The sequence below is a fragment of the Ornithinibacillus salinisoli genome (assembly GCF_042684965.1).
GTDB lineage: Bacteria > Bacillota > Bacilli > Bacillales > Amphibacillaceae > Ornithinibacillus > Ornithinibacillus salinisoli.
Genome location: NZ_JBHUMI010000011.1, coordinates 84256 through 100921, shown reverse-complemented (window position 1 = coordinate 100921; position 16666 = coordinate 84256). Strand labels below are relative to the sequence as shown.

The following is a 16666-nucleotide window of genomic DNA, read 5'->3' as shown; positions in this document are numbered from 1 at the left end:
ATTTTCCTCCTTACAATATATCTTTCTGTTTAAATTGCCACATGCCAGCGAACAAAAAAATTGCCATCAGAATGAAGTTGCTGCTCAGCACCTCACTTATTTCCTCATAAACCAAACCATCTGTGAAAAACGTAAATGCATACGGGTATAACTCTGCTACGTCTGGAAATTGAAATATTAAGGTGGTTGAAAAAATAACTCCAGCAAACCCAATCACAATCGAGATTATCTTATTTTTAAAGAAGGAACTTAACCAATTGTGTAGACTAGCAACAGCTAAAATCATTAGCATTTGTTTTCCGACATATATTCCATAGCTACCCCAATCAACTTGTTCCGGAAAACCCATGATATTCCCAACCAAAACTAGTCCTAGCATATTTAATAAAATGAGTAGCACGCTATAAAACAAACCTGCAAGAAACTTTGAAAAGTAAACTTCTCCCCGGCGAACAGGTAAACTTAATATTTGCTTCCAGTTATTTTGACTTTCTTCAACATGATAGATTATGGCATAGATTATTCCAATAAACATCGGTAAAAAGATTCCCCATCCAAGTATGCGATGATTTTCTAATAAGAGTAGATCCCAAGAGGTGTAGCCAGGTTCTGCCGTATCGAGTAGGTAATCATATCGGATACTAAAATCCAAAAACATTGCCAACGTGGTCCCGGCTGGAATAACGAATAAAAAAAGCCAGATCCAGCCTTTTTTTTGCTTATAGATTTCTAGCCAGATCAATGCTGCCAGCTTCATAAAATCTCCTCCTTGCCTGTAATTGATAGGAAGATTTCCTCTAAGGAATGTTTTTTCATCATCAATTGATGTACATCATATCCGTTACTAATGAGCTCTCGGTTAATTTTTGCAGGTTGAAGATTAGGATCAAAATAAAGGAAACGTTCGTCACCTGTATAAGAAATACCAATATCGTTTAAAAAGGCTTCTACTTCCACTCTCGGTTCAACTTCCATTTGAATTACTGCTTTTTGTTTTCCTCGTAAATCATCCATGGTACCTTGAAATAACAATTTTCCATTGTTAATAATACCAACATGGGTTGCCATTAATTCGATCTCACTTAAAATATGACTGGATATTAAAACAGTTATCCCATATTCCTTGGGCAGGTTTTTGATCAGTTCGCGAATCTCAATAATACCTGATGGATCCAATCCATTGGTTGGCTCATCCAATATAAGCAGTTCTGGATTACCAAGAAGTGCTTGGGCAATGCCAAGACGCTGCTTCATGCCAAGCGAGAATTTTTTTACCGCTTTGTGCTGTACATTTGTTAATTTCACAATTTCCAACACACGAGCGATTTCGTTTTTTTCAACCCCTAGTATTTTCCTGGTAATCTCTAGATTTTCACGTGCCGTTAAATGTGCATAATAGGATGGTGTTTCCACCATGGAACCGATACGTTTTAAAATTGCTAGGCGATCTTCTTTAATCGGCTTCCCAAATACTTTCACATTTCCCATTGATTCCTTAATTAATCCTAGTAGCATGCGAATTGTTGTCGATTTCCCAGCTCCATTCGGCCCTAGAAATCCATAAATTCCGCCTTTAGGAACCTGTAAATTAACGTGATCTACTGCCATGAATTTTCCAAATTTCTTCGTTAAATCTCTAGTTTCAATAATATAAGTAGTCATCATTTCTCCTCCATTGTTTTCAATACATTCATTCTACCTCCTGTACCTTAACTCATAATTTTCCGTACCTTAAATAAACCTTAAAAATAAGAACATTACATTCAATCGCTGTTGCAATAAATGGCATGTTTATGCTACATCATCCATTAGCTTCACAAATATCAAGTAAATATGTTCGACTAAATCATTGACTTAGATTCAATTTATTGGTATTACGAGAATAGAGATATACATAATGAATGGGTGGGATTGAATTGTCTAAAGCGGATAATATGCTTGCGATTTTATGGTTATTACGTTCAAAAAAACGCATAACAGCGCAGAATTTGGCAGATGAACTTGAATTGAATATTCGTACGGTATACCGGTATATCGATGCTCTATGCGCAAGTGGTGTACCGATCATTGCAGATTCTGGACACCATGGTGGCTACCGATTATTACATGAGTTTGTAGAAGCACCATTGTTTTTTAACTCTGATGAACAAAAAGCCCTTGTACACGCTGCCCGTTTTGCGCTTGGAGCTGATTATCCTTATGGAGATGCACTTGATCAAGCGATATCAAAATTAAAGAAATATACAAATGATGTACAACGGGATGCTATTGAACGTCATTCCGCTGGATTAGATGTGATTCAATCTCCATTCACTCAAACATTACAGCCTGTCCTCGAGGATATTGAAAAATCGGTAGCTAGCAGCCTTACCCTTGAAATCATCTATCAAAAAGAACATGACCCGGAGTCATCAGTTCGTTCGCTTGACCCTTATGGACTCGTTTTCTGGATAGGAAAGTGGTATGTGGTGGGGCACTGTCACTTACGCAAAGCAGTCCGAAACTTTCGAGTCGATCGAATTCATGGATTACGTCTAACAGATAAAACCTTTGAGCGACCGAAGCATTTTGAGGCAAAAGAATTTTTCCTTAAAAATCTCCTTCCTACTAATAATCCTAAGGAAGAGCTTATTGATATTCGCATAGAAGGACATCCACAAACACTAAAAGACTTACACAATAATTGGTTTCTTGAACAACTTGAAATTGAGTTTAGGGATCATGAGATTTTCTTTCAGTTGGATAAGAAATCAACTATCGTTTTTTTACCACATATATTACTTTCCTATGGAAAGAGCCTAAACATACTCGAGCCAAAATTTTTAAAAGAAAGATTAGTAGACATCACGGCTGACCTACATGACTATTATCAATCCCATTAAACTTCACTGACAGTAGATGTCAGTTATGGTGTAGTACACTTAAGTCACAACAGTTTGTTTATTACCCAAAACCATAAAAAATATCTAAAAGGAGTGTATTAACATTTATGCGAGTACAAACATTGGACTTATATGACTATCATAGGTGGGCGAATCAGCACGTTTTTGACCATTTGAAAGCTTTTTCTACAGACGTATATAGGAAGGAAATTCAAAGTGTTTTCCCTTCCATAGCGGAGGTTTTCGCTCACATGTATTTGGTCGATAATATTTGGTTCTCGGTAATGAAAGGCGATTCGAATGAGGAATTGACCGAAATAATTTCACGTACACAGAAGGAAGTAGAAGGGAAAAGCCTTGAGCAAATGGAATCCATGTTCCAACAAGTTTACGAGCAATGTCAAGACTTCCTTAAAAGTCAAGATGACTTGGATAAAATTATAATTTGTGAACATCCTCAATTTGGGCGTTTGGAAACACCACTTTCACAGTTGGTTCAGCATGTTGTCAATCATGGGACTTATCATCGCGGAAACATAACAGCTATGCTGAGACAGATGGGACATGAAGGTGTACCAACTGATTACGTTTTTTATCTATATACCTTGTCCTAGGTCAATCCTGACGATTAGTTGGTTTAGTCAATTGTGACTTCACCAATCTTATATCTTCCGTCGGGCAGTTTTTCTTCCATTTCTAGCTGGATTCCTGGCTTCATAGTTTCTGGATCTAGGATAGCTACTAATAGTTGATAAGTGCCTGCAGTAATTTCATTAGAAATATCTAGGTTAGCTACCTCTGTATGCTTGCCTGGCAACCATGCTCTTATATCAATGCCATCGAGCAATTGTTGATAGACGATTTTTCCGTCTTGATCTGCTAAGGATAGTTCTACTGGCCATGGGAAATAGAATGGGGCTACTCCCCTATTTTCCCATTGCATGGTTACTTCGGTTTTGTTAACCGATGTTTGTATTAAACGAAAGTGATAGCCAATTTTGTTTAAGAATTGATTGATTCTAGCTTGTAGTTTACCATCGGTTGGATAATAGGTAGGTGAGCTTGGACCTAACCAGCTAACATGCGTTGCTTGTAATTGCTCCATTACCCTTAGGAACTTAGAAGTAGAAAAATAGTCGCTCCAATCGTCTGTTGGTGCAAATTCTCCTCCGATTGGACGAGACTTCCATGCATCAGGCATGGCTGGATTTTGTTCATTTGTTAACCAAAATTCATAGCCATCGTTAATCCAACTCAAGAACTCTTCAATAGTATGATCATACCTACCAAACATATCATTATACAGTCCCATCTCGTTATTGATTGCAATCTGATGTGGTCGTCTCATCAATAAAATTTTGTTCTTAAAATTATCTGTATAATGATTGACATATGTTTCGGCTGTCGGAAGCTTCGGAAAAGGAATATAAATGCCGTCTTCTTGAAGAGTATGCCATTCCCCCCAATGTCCTAAGCTTCCAAGTTCAACAAATGCAATAGCTGGTTCATGATCATACTTTTCCGCTACTGCTTCAATTAATTTTTTATGGTAATCAATTAACGTATTGTTGTAATAATTAGGGCTAAATCCACTGCCCCACTCATGCTTATACCAAGTGCCATCTTGATTGATTTCCTCATACAACCAATCTGGGATATCCATATGTGAAGACTCTCTTGGGTAGTCAAGCACTACTCGAAAGATTAATTTGATGTTTTGATTTTTCCAATATGTTAATCGAAACTTCTCTTCAATGCTTTCAAAATCATAAAATCCTTTTTCAGGTTCGAGCTCCCTCCATGTGAGGTTAGCATATACTAGCGAATGAGGCTGTGAATACGGGCCACCATCGGCGGGAGGTGCAAAGCCCATAAAAGGATTCACCGTCACTTCTTCCACTTGTGAACTAGGGAAAAATGTTTTATTAAACATGATGATGAATACGACAACTAATAAAATGATCACTATAAGTACATTCATTTTTTTCACATCCATTTCCCTATGCCGCATAATCCCCATTGTAATTAATGAGGGACACATCTTTCACGCCTTCTACCGCTGATATTTTGTTTACGAAGGCAGTATTATCGCCCTTGATTTTCATTTCGATGGTTAGCTTAGTGAAGTCATTTCGGACAACCTTTGATTTTAAGCTATGCTTGATTTTCCCTAGTTGGTACTTAACGGATTCCGTGGCCGCTTCTTCATAATGAATGATCAATAAAAAGATTTGGTTTGTTCCTTTTCGCCTTGTCATTAAAAAGACTACTAATCCTATTAGAATGGAGCCAAATATCGCTAGTATGTACACGCCAGCACCAATTGTGATGCCAACCGAAATTGCCCAAAACATAAAAATAACATCCATTGGATCCTTAATTGCTGTTCTAAATCGAACAATACTTAAAGCCCCGACCATTCCTAAAGATAGCACGACATTTGTACTGATTGTCATGATAATCAGTGTGGTTATCATTGTCATCAGTATTAGCGTTACATTAAATGTATGGCTATATACCACACCGCGAAACGACTTTTTATATATAAAGAAAATGAACATACCAACAGCAAATGCCATCAATAATCCTATCACGATACTTTGTAACGGAATACTTCCTATCATATTATCCTCTAGAAAATTGCTATTAAAAATATCATTGAAATTTAATTGGTTTTCCATATTGCTAGCCCCTTCTTTCTATCTTTCAAACATTGTTTCGTTTCACTTTTTTTCACCTTCAAATCCGTTTAAAGTATTCAATCTTCTTGCCATTTCTTGAATGATGTGCCCTTTCGCTTCTACAGGCTGTGCACAATACGTAAAGTAGCCAAAATTTCTACAGTAATAACGGAGTCTTCCAAAAGCTACTACTAGTCCAATTAACCCAGAAATAAAGCATGATAATCCATAGCTTCCAACTAACACCGTAATTGGTGCGGTTATTAAACTAACCAGCAGATAACTGGAAATAACAATCAGAGCCCCTTTTCTGTCATCAAAATAAAGTAAAATTTGCATAACGACAAACATTATAATGAAAAAATAATTTCCAACGGTAACAATATTAAAAATGTCGACCTGTTCAACTGTAATTGGCAATAGACTCGTGCCAATAGCAATTGCACAGACGGTAAAAAACAGTTGAAATTCCATGATGAACACGATCTCTTTCGATAACACGTTAAACATTTTCATATGTGCATTTTGGATCTCTTGATAAGAGGATGACCCAATCACTTTGTCGTAAAAGGATTTATATTTATTGTAAAAGGCAGTCTCAACTGTTAGAACAAAAATAATCATCGCTGGTAGAATGGTTAGGAATGCATAGAAGAATGGGACATCAAATAATGGTGCCATCACGTACGTGTCACTGACAATCATTTGTAAGTCGCTTCCCCAGATCATAAAAGCATGAATGAACAAACCAAACGTGTAAAATAGTCCCACAAAAAATAAGGACGGGTATTTCGAGAAATACGTTAGAAAGTTAAAATATTGCTCATTATTAATAGGAAAACGTTTTTTAATACTGTTAATAAAGAAAAGCATAAGTAACAAAAAGCCAATATTAACGCAAATAATTAAGTGGGTTGCGGTTAAATAGTCAAATGCGACATAGCATACCCAAATAGCGGCGATAGAACTTAGTACACCAACTAAAAATCCCATGATGATTTGCTTGTAGTATTTTAGCGCTGAAATGTACATCATTAGTCCCCAAATAATAATTAACTCGATTAAAAATAAATAAGCAACTAGCTTAAACATGAAATCCAGTGGGGATAACAGAAAAAAGACAGCACCAATAACTCCCCCGATTACGACTGTGACAGCAATCATTCCATATAACGAGGACAAAATATTTTCCTCTTTATTCTCATAAATTTGATCGGCGAGATATCTTGTGCCAACCATGATGAAGCCACTGGTTATAATTTGTGAAAAGACAAAGCTATACAACATTCCAGCAAGAAACAGCTCTCTTTCATAGTAGGGAGTACTCGTTAATTCAAGAAATTGCTGGGCGACTGTTAGGAGTAAAATACACAAAAACAATGGACCTGTAATAACGATGGAAGAGAAAGTAAATGCTTTTACCCCTCCAAAAAAGCTTTTATCTTTCACTAATTTTTTTAGTTGTATCCCAACTCCTGCCATTCCGCAACCCTCTTTTTTTATAAATTTTTTTGTAATCATCTATAAATGTAGACTTTGCATAGAGGGCCTCTACTCTCTTCTGGCCGTTTGTTCCCATCACACTTCGAAGGTTTGGATTTTCAACTAGTTTCATAATCGCTTCTGCTATCGCTAAATAATTCATCACAGGCACAACGTATCCTGCTGACCCATAGCCATCATCTAAGCCGGTAATCAATTCCCTACAACTTCCTACATCCGTACAAACGAAGGGTTTTCCACAAGCCAGACCTTCTAAAATCGCCAATGGTTGACCTTCACTAATACTAGTTAGGACCAAAAGATCCATTCGTCCAATATGCTCCTTTATATTGATGGATCCGGTAAAATAAACGTCATCAATCCCGAGTGAATGAACAAGCTGTAGACATTCCTCATAGTATTCTAAATCCTCTTCATATGGTCCAAAGATGAAAAACTGCGCATGTGGCACCTGCTGTTTGATAATTGCGTAGCTGTGTAGCATCGTTTTAATATCTTTAATCGGAACGACACGTACAATAGCACCAATGTTGATGTACGCATCATCCTCCTTTGTTTTCTGAGGTAAGTGTCTATAATCCATAGCATCCACCCCATTAGGAATGATCGATATCCTCTCTTCCTCACAGCCAATCTCTATTTGAATCTCTTTATTTTTAGTAAATAGACTAATAACTTCATCCGAATAAGAATAGGCACAATTGGATAACGAGTAAAAATACTGAATCCAAAAATCCTTAAACGAGCCATGAATCCAATCGGCTTTAATTATTTCTTCCTCTCGTTCCCGGGTGTATATGCCATGTTCTGTTAACACAAATGGCTTGTCGTAGCGATACTTGCCGAATGCACCTACAACCCCGGCATAGCCAGTCGATACACTATGATAGATATCCGCTTCAACCAATGGATTGGTTAGGACTAATAGTAACGGCACCAGCATCGAACGAACTGACCAATACATTTCTGTAAATGGAATTTCTGTTTCCTGCTCCACACAGAGCTCTTGAATGATGTCAAAGATGTCCTTACTTGCCATAAAATTAGCGACAGAATCTATTTTTACTTTTCTACTGTAAAATAGGGATAAGAAGTCCTCCCAATTCGACACTTGGTTCGTTAACAGGGACTTAATCACGTTTTTTTGTGACTGATTCAACTTATAACTTTTACCTGGTATGCCCTTCTCGGGCAAGTAGGAATCCAAAAAAACTTCCCTTACTTCGACTAAATTACTAGGAAGCGTATATTTAAACTTACCTCTGTCCTTTTCTTGAGCACCTATCGCATAGATGATGAATTCGTGTTCTGGCATGGAAGTGATTAACGTTTGAATCCAACTAGATACTCCACCAGTAATATATGGATAGGAGCCTTCAGCAACGATACAAATTTTCATGATTCCCCTCCTAGCTCGATTGAGAACTTGGATGAATGAGCACGTATGAGGTAATGATTATCACTTATTTTCTCCACCTCACAGCCATCTCCCCGAGTAAAAGTTTTATCACTGCGTAGAATAAAATCTAATTCCCCTGCAAACTGATTAATGTACACATCCAACCGGTTGCTTGTTTGCGAAACAAATACTTCTGCTTGTTGGAAGTTTTTCACAACAGCTGCACTTTCGGAGGCTGTTTGACTTTTCATCCAGGGATAATTCACCTTCACATCATGCATCATTTTGTTAAATTCCTTTAATAATGTATCCCAATCCTTTGATCCACTTCGCTCCCTATCTAGCAAATCATCTGGATGGATAAAGTGAGAAAAAGCACCGATAGAAGTGGCAGAATTCGCAATACTCCATTTGCTTTCATCGATATAAAGATAATTTGATGTGAACCTCGGAATTTCTGTATACCAATCGTTTGATTCAAACTCTTGTATATATGCGATCTGTTCCTCCCCGTAATAATATAAAGAAGCAAGATTAGTGACAGACGGAATCGCTTTTTGAATTGCTTTTTTCCCTTCTTCACTTAATACATTTGACGGTGGAACATAGGTGCGCAAGGTGTAGTCTGGAAAAAGTTCATTAAATAAGCTTTCTACCTCTTCTAATGAAGAAACCATATCCTGTTGATCCTTCCAGGCATTGTAGCCTAATTCATCAACCTTTGTTTGATCCAACGTTAACGATTGGTGGTTGTATCCATGAACACCCACTTCTCCTCCCATTTTAATGAGTTCACGTCCATAGATTTTTAGATTTTCTTTTACTAAACGTTCATTAAACGGGCTTTTGATTTTATCGTTATAGGTTTCAATTAAAACCCCGGTATAAGTCAGATCGTTTTTTATAGCTGTTTTCACCATGTCTGGCCACCATATATCCTTAAAAAAAGTAGGGATATCTCGCTTATAATTCGCATAGATCTGCTCATCGTACCCTTCCGGAAAGGGAGCAGGAAAATCATCAATATAGACTACCTTTGAATTCAAAATGGGATAAATATAATCGTCATTTAAGTAGCTAATCGCCCCTGAAATAAGGCCGCGATTTAGTTTTGAACTGAGCATTGTCCCATTAAACACCATAAACTGACCATCTTTATAGGAAGAACTCCATAGAAGTGGTATTCCATCTGATGATTGTACATGTAGGGTAGCGGTATCTTTTAATCGGAGATACAATGATGAGTTAACTATAAACTCCTTGTCTATCTTTAATCCTTGTGCTTTTAATAATAAATCTGAGACCATTTCCACACCGACTGCTTCTTGATATGTCGTATCTGTTTCATAGATCCCCAGTTTCTGATACAAGTTGAAATATGTTGTACCCGGTTCTGGAAGAATACCGAAAAACACCTTCCCTCCTAACGAAACATAGTCCGTAACCTTGTTAAAATCCTCTACTTTTTCTAAATCAGAGAAGAGAATAATTACCGTTTGATAGCTGGAAAGATCAGCTGGCATTTGTAAAACAGGAATTGTCTCATACTTCTTCTTCATATAATCTAATGTTCTTTCAAAGTTATCAGTTAAGGTTTTACTTTCTATTGAACTTGAATCATACAAAAGTAACATCTTATCGTGTTGGAACTGTTGTACTTCCTCATCTGATAGAGCCGACGTATACTCAAGCTCTGTTGCGTGTCCATTGGTAATTCCAAAGCTTAATAAAAATTGAGAACGAGACACTTGAATGGATATGCCCAATAAAAATAAAAATAAGATAATCATGACCATTGTTTTACTAATCCTAAAATTATAGCTCAATTTTATCCCCCTAAGTCCAATAACGAACAATGCTTAACCCAAACTCTGATAAATAAATAGGTCGTTCCTTTAGCTCTTTTAAAACTTTTTTTAATTCCGTTTGATTGTTTAGAGAGAATTGTAGTTTCATAGCCAATAGATAAGCCATTTCATCGAGTGGATACTCCTCTTTAAATCTATTACTATATAATTTTGCTTTTTGATAGTTTTTCTGCTCTAACTCCAAATTAATTTTATCGATAAAATGTTGATTCGTTCTTTTTTCGTCATCCAGGATCTTTTCTAATAATGCAGAATATATTCCTTGATATTTCTGTTTAGTTTTCTCATCTAGGAAACCACTTTGCAAAAAATCATTTATCGTATCTGCATATTCGAATGTGATAGACATATCATCTGGATGTCGATGCATTCTTGCTGAAAAAATTTGAATCGAATTTTGGAGTTTTCGCTTCATTTCCATAATTGCGGTAGCAGCATAATGCGATGTTTCTGAGTCCTCATTTTCTAAAGCCATTTGTAAAATGATTGGATCCGGGACCGCGTTTTCTTTTAAGCAATGAATGAGCAGCCTTCTCTTTGTTCTGTTATCGTTTAATAACAATGCATCCCGAATAGGAACATAGTTTAATTCCGAGGCGACATTCACAAGGTTCGTTCCTAGCTCCAGTGTAGAATGTACCTGACTGTTTTGTTCTTTACTATGCTTTTGGCCGAATGAGTGAAAAAGAACTAAGACTAAAATAATGCCTAGCACAGGAAAGAATGTGATAATAATTGATTTAAATAGTCCATTTTTCCTTTTATTAACGATCGAAAAAGTCGTATACATTACACAAAAAACAAGATAGATTAGAATAGCTAGTTTATACATAAGCATTATCCTTTTTAAGCGCTTGGGAGCTCTGTTGCTCTCTCGTTATTTTATCCTGATGTTGATACGCACAATGCAGTGCGGATGAGATTAATTTAGAGATTACTGTCATTTTGTTTAAGTTAAACAAAGTCAACTGTTCAAAATTAGTTCTGTATACTTGAATCACCCCTATAGCATTTTCTTGTACCATAATTGGTGCAGATAAGTATGGTTGTTGGTCATCAAGTTTTTTATTTACATAAATTTGATTTTTGTTTATCGTTTGTATAAGACTCGCATTATTTGTCATTGCAAGTAAAGGATTTCTATCCAATCCTTCCGATTGAGCTACTAACCTTAGATGTTTGTGTGAACGATCAATAATATAAAATGCCACTGCTTTTTCTTTCATAATTTCTTCAACAATTTTTATGGAACCATGATAAATTTTGGTTGGCTCAAGAGAATCTAAATGCTTCATTACTTGGTAGACCGCTCCAAAACTGTCATTTGTATATAGTAGTTGGTTTTGTAGTTCATTTTTTACGGTTAATGTGTCATTGAAGATTGTTTGCAGATGTTTATATCTTTCATCTGATCCATCTACATCCGACCTTAGCTGTATAATTCTTTTATCTTTTTTATCGATAAGATAACCAATTGTAAGTCCTACAAATATATAAATTCCAATATGAACTAATGTATTATGATCAACTAATAGTGAAATTAATTCCCTACCATTCATAATATTTTCATAAAGGAACCAGGTCGAGGCTAATCCAATTGACAGGATTGATTGATTCCGACCAAGTATAAATGATGTTATAACGATGTAGAGAAGTGGATAGTCTATCATTAAAAGATAATCGTAGATGTAGATGCTTAGTAAGTAGATTATAGCTAAGATGACAAAGTTCTCGAGGTATGGGATCATAGGTGTAAACGATATCCTTCTTTTTCTTTTTTTATTTAATAGTAGGTCAAACTTGTCGGTACTATTATTTTTAAACCATTGAAAAGTCTTTTCTAATCCTTCTTCTAAGCTATGAAGTGGGACCCAATCCAGATCTTGTTTTATTTTTGAGTTACGTAATCTTGAATTCTTTATGTCTCCTGGTTTTGGATCGTCATAAATAACATTCTGTACTTTTCCCATTTTACTTAAGCTATTAATTAGTTCATTTATACTAACCTCTTGATTCGTTGACAGATTATATATTCCGCTAAGGTTTGATTCGACACCACGAAGAATTGCATTCGCAACATCTTGAACATAGATAAAGTCCCTTGTCTGCTCTCCGTCACCATATACGATGACATCTTTTTGTTGAAGGACGCGATTAGTAAAAATAGAAATGACTCCACCTTCCCCAGCCGTACCTTGCTTCGGGCCATAGACATTGGAAAAACGGAAGCAAAGCGTACTTAAACCATATACCTCTTCCCACTTCTTACAATATAGCTCTCCAATCCATTTATTTATTCCGTAAAGCGATATTGGATCACAGGTGGATTCCTCCTTTAGAGGAATTTCTTCATTTAAACCATAGACAGCCGCAGAGGATGCAAAGACTACTTTTTCTGTTCCATATTTTTGGGATAACTGTAAAATGTTAGCTAGACCTAATACATTTGCTTTTGAATCAACAAATGGATCGTCCATTGATGTTCCAACGTCAACTTGGGCAGCTAAATGAATAACGACATCAAATCTATTGGCTTTAAAGACTTCTTCACACTTTGGATCCTCGACTTCTAAGTTATAGAATTTGTGTTTAAATTGTACATTCTCTTTGTTACCCGTAGTTAGGTTGTCAATTATAAACACCTTATGACCTTCCTTATGAAACGTCTCTGCTACAAAGGATCCTATGAAGCCATATCCTCCAGTAATAAGAACTTTCACGTTATCACCCCCAATTGAACCATTTTTTTTTGATATTATTGTTAGGTTTTGTTTTGTACTCCTAAAAAAATTCTATATAAAGAATATTAATATGCTTAACGTTCTTAAAAGAGAACTTATTTTATTATAAGTACTTTTTCCTATTAAGTAAAGAGCGACTATTGTCGAATGTAGTATTTAACGAAACAAAATAAAAAACTGTAAAGAAAAATCCTCATAAATGTTGTTTTTAACAACATTTATGAGGATTTTAAGACGTCCTATCCTTTATTTAGTTAACTAACCCTTCTTCTTTTAGGTAGGCATGGGCTACTTCTTCAGCACTTTCCCCCTCCACAGCAACTTGATAGTTCATTTCACGCATTTGCTCATCGGTTATTTTGCCAGCTAGTTGATTTAATATATTCTCAATTTCTGGATATTTTTCCAATGTATCCTTTCTAAGTAGTGGTGCTCCTTGATAAGGAGGAAATAGTTCTTTATTGTCTTTTAATACTTTTAGATTGTATCTTCTCAACTCACTATCTGTAGAGTATGCATCAATTAAATTTATATCTCCCTGTTCAATTGCGGTATATCGAAGTTTTGGTTCCATCGTTACTAGATTAGGAAATTCAAGATTATATAATTTTTGAATACCTAAGTAGCCATCTTCTCGGTCTGTGAATTCTAAGGTGAAACCCGCTTTGACTTCTTCTATGCCACGTAAATCCGAAATTGTATCGAGATTATGATTCTCTGCAAACGACTGTGGAACGGCTAATGCATACGTATTATTATATTGCATTGGTTCTAGAAGAACTAAATTAAAATCTTCTAATAACCCATCTCGTGCTTGTTGATAAACTTCTTGTCTATCATTACTTACAGCTGTTTCTTTCAAAAATTGTGAAACGACCGTTCCAGTGAATTCGGGATAAATATCAATACTACCTGATTGTAAAGCATTAAATAGGAATGGAGTTTTCCCAAGACTTGGCTCTAATTCAACTTCTAATTTCGTTTCGTCCTCTATTAGGATTTTATAAATATTGATTAATATTTCAGGCTCTGACCCTAATTTTCCTCCGATAACAATCGTCTCTTGACTTCCCTTTATCAAATTAGGCACTAACGATATGCTTATCGCCAAAACAACGATGATTCCAATTGTTGCTAGCGACTTTTTGTAGGAAAGCTTCTCCATTCCTCGTAATAGTAAGTCAAACATAACTGCTAATAATGCAGCAGGTATTGCACCGATCACTATAAGAGCCGAATTATTTCGATCGATTCCAAGTAAGATAATATCACCTAAACCCCCTGCACCAATCAATGCAGCAAGTGTGGCTGTTCCAACGATCAGAACCATAGAAGTACGAATCCCTGCCATTATAACTGGCATCGCTAATGGTAACTCTACTTTCATTAATCGTTTCGTCGTGTTCATCCCCATTGCCATGGCGGCCTCTATCAAGGATGAATTCACCTCTTTAATTCCGGTATATGTATTACGCAAGATTGGAAGTAAGGCATAGATGACTAAAGCAATGATGGCAGGAACTTTACCAATACCAAATAGTGGAATGAAAAGTCCTAATAACGCTAAAGATGGAATCGTCTGCAAGACAGCCGTAATTCCGATAATACTCTCAGCCAATCTGGCTTTTTTAGTTAAATAAATCCCCAGCGGAATTGCTATGATGACAGCAAAGAATAGTGCTATAAAAGAAATTTGAATATGCTCAAAAAGAGCTTGTATCAGTTCACTTTGCCGGTTTTGAAAAACTTCTATAAAGTTAGACATTTCCATCCCTTCCTTCCACTATCTGTCTAGAAAAATAGTGAATGAGCGTTTTTCTATTCACGACACCAACCATTTTTCCATCCCTTTCAACCATAAGTTGGTCATGTTGAGATAATTGTTCCAACACTTCTTCAAGTGATGCAGTAATGGAAATGGTTGTTGATTGCTGTGGTTTATTATCTTGGAGTGGTGTTTCGACGAATTCTTCCAAATTAAAGTTTGAACCTAGTTTAGTTGTTGGTCCTATAAAATCTTTCACAAAGTCATTGTTAGGGGTTTTCAAAATCTCATCTGGGGTTCCCAGTTGAATAATTTTCCCTTGATTCATAAGGCAGATACGATCCGCTAATTTAATAGCTTCGTTCATGTCATGTGTAACAAACACAATCGTTTTCTTAATCATCTTTTGTAGATGGATTATATCCTCTTGCAATTTATCGCGACTAATAGGATCTAGTGCACTGAATGGCTCGTCCATTAAAATAATCTCTGGATCAGCGGCTAAGGCACGAACGACCCCCACTCTTTGTTGTTCTCCACCAGAAAGCTCGTTAGGTTTTCGGTTACGGTATGTTTCTGGATCTAGACCAACCATGTCCAATAATTCCGTCACTCGTTCATGAATTTTCGCTTTTCCCCATTGTTTCAATTCAGGCACAATCGCAATATTTTCTTCAATGGTCATATGTGGAAAGAGAGCAATTTGCTGTAGGACATATCCAATATTCCAGCGTAACTCATGTATGTTGTATTCGCTTATTTTTTCCCCATCTATAAAAATGGTACCATCACTTAAGGGAATCAAACGATTCATCATTTTAAGTGTTGTTGTTTTACCACTACCACTTGGACCAATAAGAACAAAAAATTCCCCTTTATTCACCGTAAAACTGATTGAATCAACTGCAGTTGTACCGTCTTTATATCTTTTTGACACATCCTTAAAAGAAATCANTACGTAGGAGGTAGAGTCGGTTCTTAAGGCTTTAAGTAGAGGGGGCAGGTCCATTGTCCCAGTGGGACAATGGACCTGCCCCGTCGCCTCCTCAATTATTTTTCTTTTAATACTTCTTTCATTTGCTGATATTCATCGCTTGTGATTTCCCCGTTGACGAATCGTTTTCCTAAAATGGTCATTGGAGTGTGCTGATTATACATATAAGCGCTTCGTTTACGATTACATACTATAATCAACATGACCATGATACCAAAGAAAATAAATGGGAAAATAAAAAATGGAAAGTGTACAAAATTCATATCAAACAACTCCTTTTATTTATTTAATCGTTTCTTTCGTTGCCCCCATGGTTTAAAGACAGATATGCCGAAGATAAAAATGAGGGAAATTAATTGTATAATGACACCTGCCCATAAAGTAAGCTGAGACTCAGAGAGATTATATCCATTTCCTGTTACTGTAAGCTCCTGTAAGTTATTTAATGTTAGTCCATACATTCCCCATATATTAAGAACAATAAGAAATACTGTTAAAACTTCCTTCACGATGACCCACTTAAATTTAAAGAATCCCCATTTGGTCCAAAGAGATAAAAGAATACCGGTAATGGTTGTACCAATCGTTGCTGCTTTGATGGATGTTTTCGAAAGGACGTGCATAATAGCATAACAGCTCTTCATTACGCTTACATCATCCGTTGTAGCGGACGTAATACTTAAAATAAGAAACGTAGTCATGTTGCCTAACATAATTGCTGCAAATAATATATGAAGTGTGATCAATCCTCTCCTTGCCGTCATAGAAAGCTTCACTTGTTCACCTCCTGCCTACAAAATCAACTATATCAAGCAAAGTTGAACATCCTCTGA

General features: G+C 36.2%; 15 protein-coding genes. 2 read left to right on the top strand and 13 right to left on the bottom strand.

Going from position 1 to position 16666, the window contains the following annotated elements:
• Positions 1–10: 10 nt before the first annotated feature.
• Together ACFSTA_RS06940 and ACFSTA_RS06935 are read right to left on the bottom strand one after the other, a co-directional pair.
• Positions 11–757, bottom strand: coding sequence for an ABC transporter permease (locus ACFSTA_RS06940; RefSeq protein ID WP_377555867.1), 747 nt, complete (start codon positions 755–757; stop codon positions 11–13).
• Positions 754–1662, bottom strand: coding sequence for an ABC transporter ATP-binding protein (locus ACFSTA_RS06935; RefSeq protein WP_377555866.1), 909 nt, complete (start codon positions 1660–1662; stop codon positions 754–756). The genes ACFSTA_RS06940 and ACFSTA_RS06935 overlap by 4 nt, the downstream gene beginning before the upstream one ends.
• Before the next feature lie 254 nt (positions 1663–1916).
• On the opposite strand from ACFSTA_RS06935, the gene ACFSTA_RS06930 reads away from it, so the two are divergent.
• Entirely contained in the window at positions 1917–2882 is a 966-nt protein-coding gene (locus ACFSTA_RS06930; protein ID WP_377555865.1) for a helix-turn-helix transcriptional regulator, read from the top strand.
• Positions 2883–2989: 107 nt separating this feature from the next.
• Positions 2990–3496 carry a DinB family protein gene (locus tag ACFSTA_RS06925; RefSeq protein ID WP_377555864.1) on the top strand — a complete coding sequence of 169 codons (507 nt, stop codon included), beginning with the start codon at positions 2990–2992 and terminating at the stop codon, positions 3494–3496.
• A 23-nt stretch (positions 3497–3519) separates the two neighbouring features.
• Here the strand turns inward: ACFSTA_RS06925 and ACFSTA_RS06920 are convergent, their stop codons facing one another.
• The 11 genes from ACFSTA_RS06920 to ACFSTA_RS06870 form a co-directional block, all read right to left on the bottom strand.
• Positions 3520–4863: a DUF4832 domain-containing protein gene (locus tag ACFSTA_RS06920; RefSeq protein ID WP_377555863.1), complete on the bottom strand. Its 1344-nt coding sequence runs from the start codon at positions 4861–4863 to the stop codon at positions 3520–3522.
• 19 nt (positions 4864–4882) lie between these two features.
• Positions 4883–5506, bottom strand: coding sequence for a DUF4956 domain-containing protein (locus ACFSTA_RS06915; RefSeq protein ID WP_377555899.1), 624 nt, complete (start codon positions 5504–5506; stop codon positions 4883–4885).
• A gap of 99 nt (positions 5507–5605) precedes the next feature.
• Positions 5606–7045, bottom strand: coding sequence for an exopolysaccharide Pel transporter PelG (pelG, locus tag ACFSTA_RS06910; protein WP_377555862.1), 1440 nt, complete (start codon positions 7043–7045; stop codon positions 5606–5608).
• Entirely contained in the window at positions 7002–8465 is a 1464-nt protein-coding gene (gene pelF, locus ACFSTA_RS06905) for a GT4 family glycosyltransferase PelF (RefSeq protein ID WP_377555861.1), read from the bottom strand. The genes pelG and pelF overlap by 44 nt, the downstream gene beginning before the upstream one ends.
• Positions 8462–10291, bottom strand: coding sequence for a DUF2194 domain-containing protein (locus tag ACFSTA_RS06900; RefSeq protein ID WP_377555860.1), 1830 nt, complete (start codon positions 10289–10291; stop codon positions 8462–8464). The genes pelF and ACFSTA_RS06900 overlap by 4 nt, the downstream gene beginning before the upstream one ends.
• Before the next feature lie 10 nt (positions 10292–10301).
• Entirely contained in the window at positions 10302–11165 is an 864-nt protein-coding gene (locus ACFSTA_RS06895; protein ID WP_377555859.1) for a hypothetical protein, read from the bottom strand.
• Positions 11158–13053, bottom strand: a complete 1896-nt coding sequence (locus ACFSTA_RS06890) for an NAD-dependent epimerase/dehydratase family protein (RefSeq protein ID WP_377555858.1) — start codon at positions 13051–13053, stop codon at positions 11158–11160. The genes ACFSTA_RS06895 and ACFSTA_RS06890 overlap by 8 nt, the downstream gene beginning before the upstream one ends.
• Before the next feature lie 271 nt (positions 13054–13324).
• Entirely contained in the window at positions 13325–14839 is a 1515-nt protein-coding gene (opuFB, locus tag ACFSTA_RS06885) for an osmoprotectant update ABC transporter permease/substrate-binding subunit OpuFB (protein WP_377555857.1), read from the bottom strand.
• Positions 14832–15794 carry an ABC transporter ATP-binding protein gene (locus ACFSTA_RS06880; RefSeq protein WP_377555898.1) on the bottom strand — a complete coding sequence of 321 codons (963 nt, stop codon included), beginning with the start codon at positions 15792–15794 and terminating at the stop codon, positions 14832–14834. Before ACFSTA_RS06880 ends, opuFB begins: the two co-directional genes overlap by 8 nt.
• 95 nt (positions 15795–15889) lie before the next feature.
• Positions 15890–16096, bottom strand: a complete 207-nt coding sequence (locus ACFSTA_RS06875) for an SHOCT domain-containing protein (protein WP_377555856.1) — start codon at positions 16094–16096, stop codon at positions 15890–15892.
• A 15-nt stretch (positions 16097–16111) separates the two neighbouring features.
• The gene (locus ACFSTA_RS06870) at positions 16112–16609 is read right to left on the bottom strand and encodes a hypothetical protein (protein ID WP_377555855.1); all 498 of its coding nucleotides are present in this window, start codon (positions 16607–16609) and stop codon (positions 16112–16114) included.
• Between the last annotated feature and the right edge of the window lie 57 nt (positions 16610–16666).

What these genes read in the sequence shown, in the direction of transcription:
- ACFSTA_RS06940 (WP_377555867.1), bottom strand. Translation starts at nt 757, where the DNA reads ATGAAGCTGGCAGCATTGATCTGGCTAGAAATCTATAAGCAAAAAAAA.
- ACFSTA_RS06915 (WP_377555899.1), bottom strand. Translation starts at nt 5,506, where the DNA reads ATGATAGGAAGTATTCCGTTACAAAGTATCGTGATAGGATTATTGATG.
- pelG (WP_377555862.1), bottom strand. Translation starts at nt 7,045, where the DNA reads ATGGCAGGAGTTGGGATACAACTAAAAAAATTAGTGAAAGATAAAAGC.
- ACFSTA_RS06875 (WP_377555856.1), bottom strand. Translation starts at nt 16,096, where the DNA reads ATGAATTTTGTACACTTTCCATTTTTTATTTTCCCATTTATTTTCTTT.
- opuFB (WP_377555857.1), bottom strand. Translation starts at nt 14,839, where the DNA reads ATGTCTAACTTTATAGAAGTTTTTCAAAACCGGCAAAGTGAACTGATA.
- ACFSTA_RS06895 (WP_377555859.1), bottom strand. Translation starts at nt 11,165, where the DNA reads ATGTATAAACTAGCTATTCTAATCTATCTTGTTTTTTGTGTAATGTAT.
- ACFSTA_RS06935 (WP_377555866.1), bottom strand. Translation starts at nt 1,662, where the DNA reads ATGACTACTTATATTATTGAAACTAGAGATTTAACGAAGAAATTTGGA.
- pelF (WP_377555861.1), bottom strand. Translation starts at nt 8,465, where the DNA reads ATGAAAATTTGTATCGTTGCTGAAGGCTCCTATCCATATATTACTGGT.
- ACFSTA_RS06925 (WP_377555864.1), top strand. Translation starts at nt 2,990, where the DNA reads ATGCGAGTACAAACATTGGACTTATATGACTATCATAGGTGGGCGAAT.
- ACFSTA_RS06920 (WP_377555863.1), bottom strand. Translation starts at nt 4,863, where the DNA reads ATGAATGTACTTATAGTGATCATTTTATTAGTTGTCGTATTCATCATC.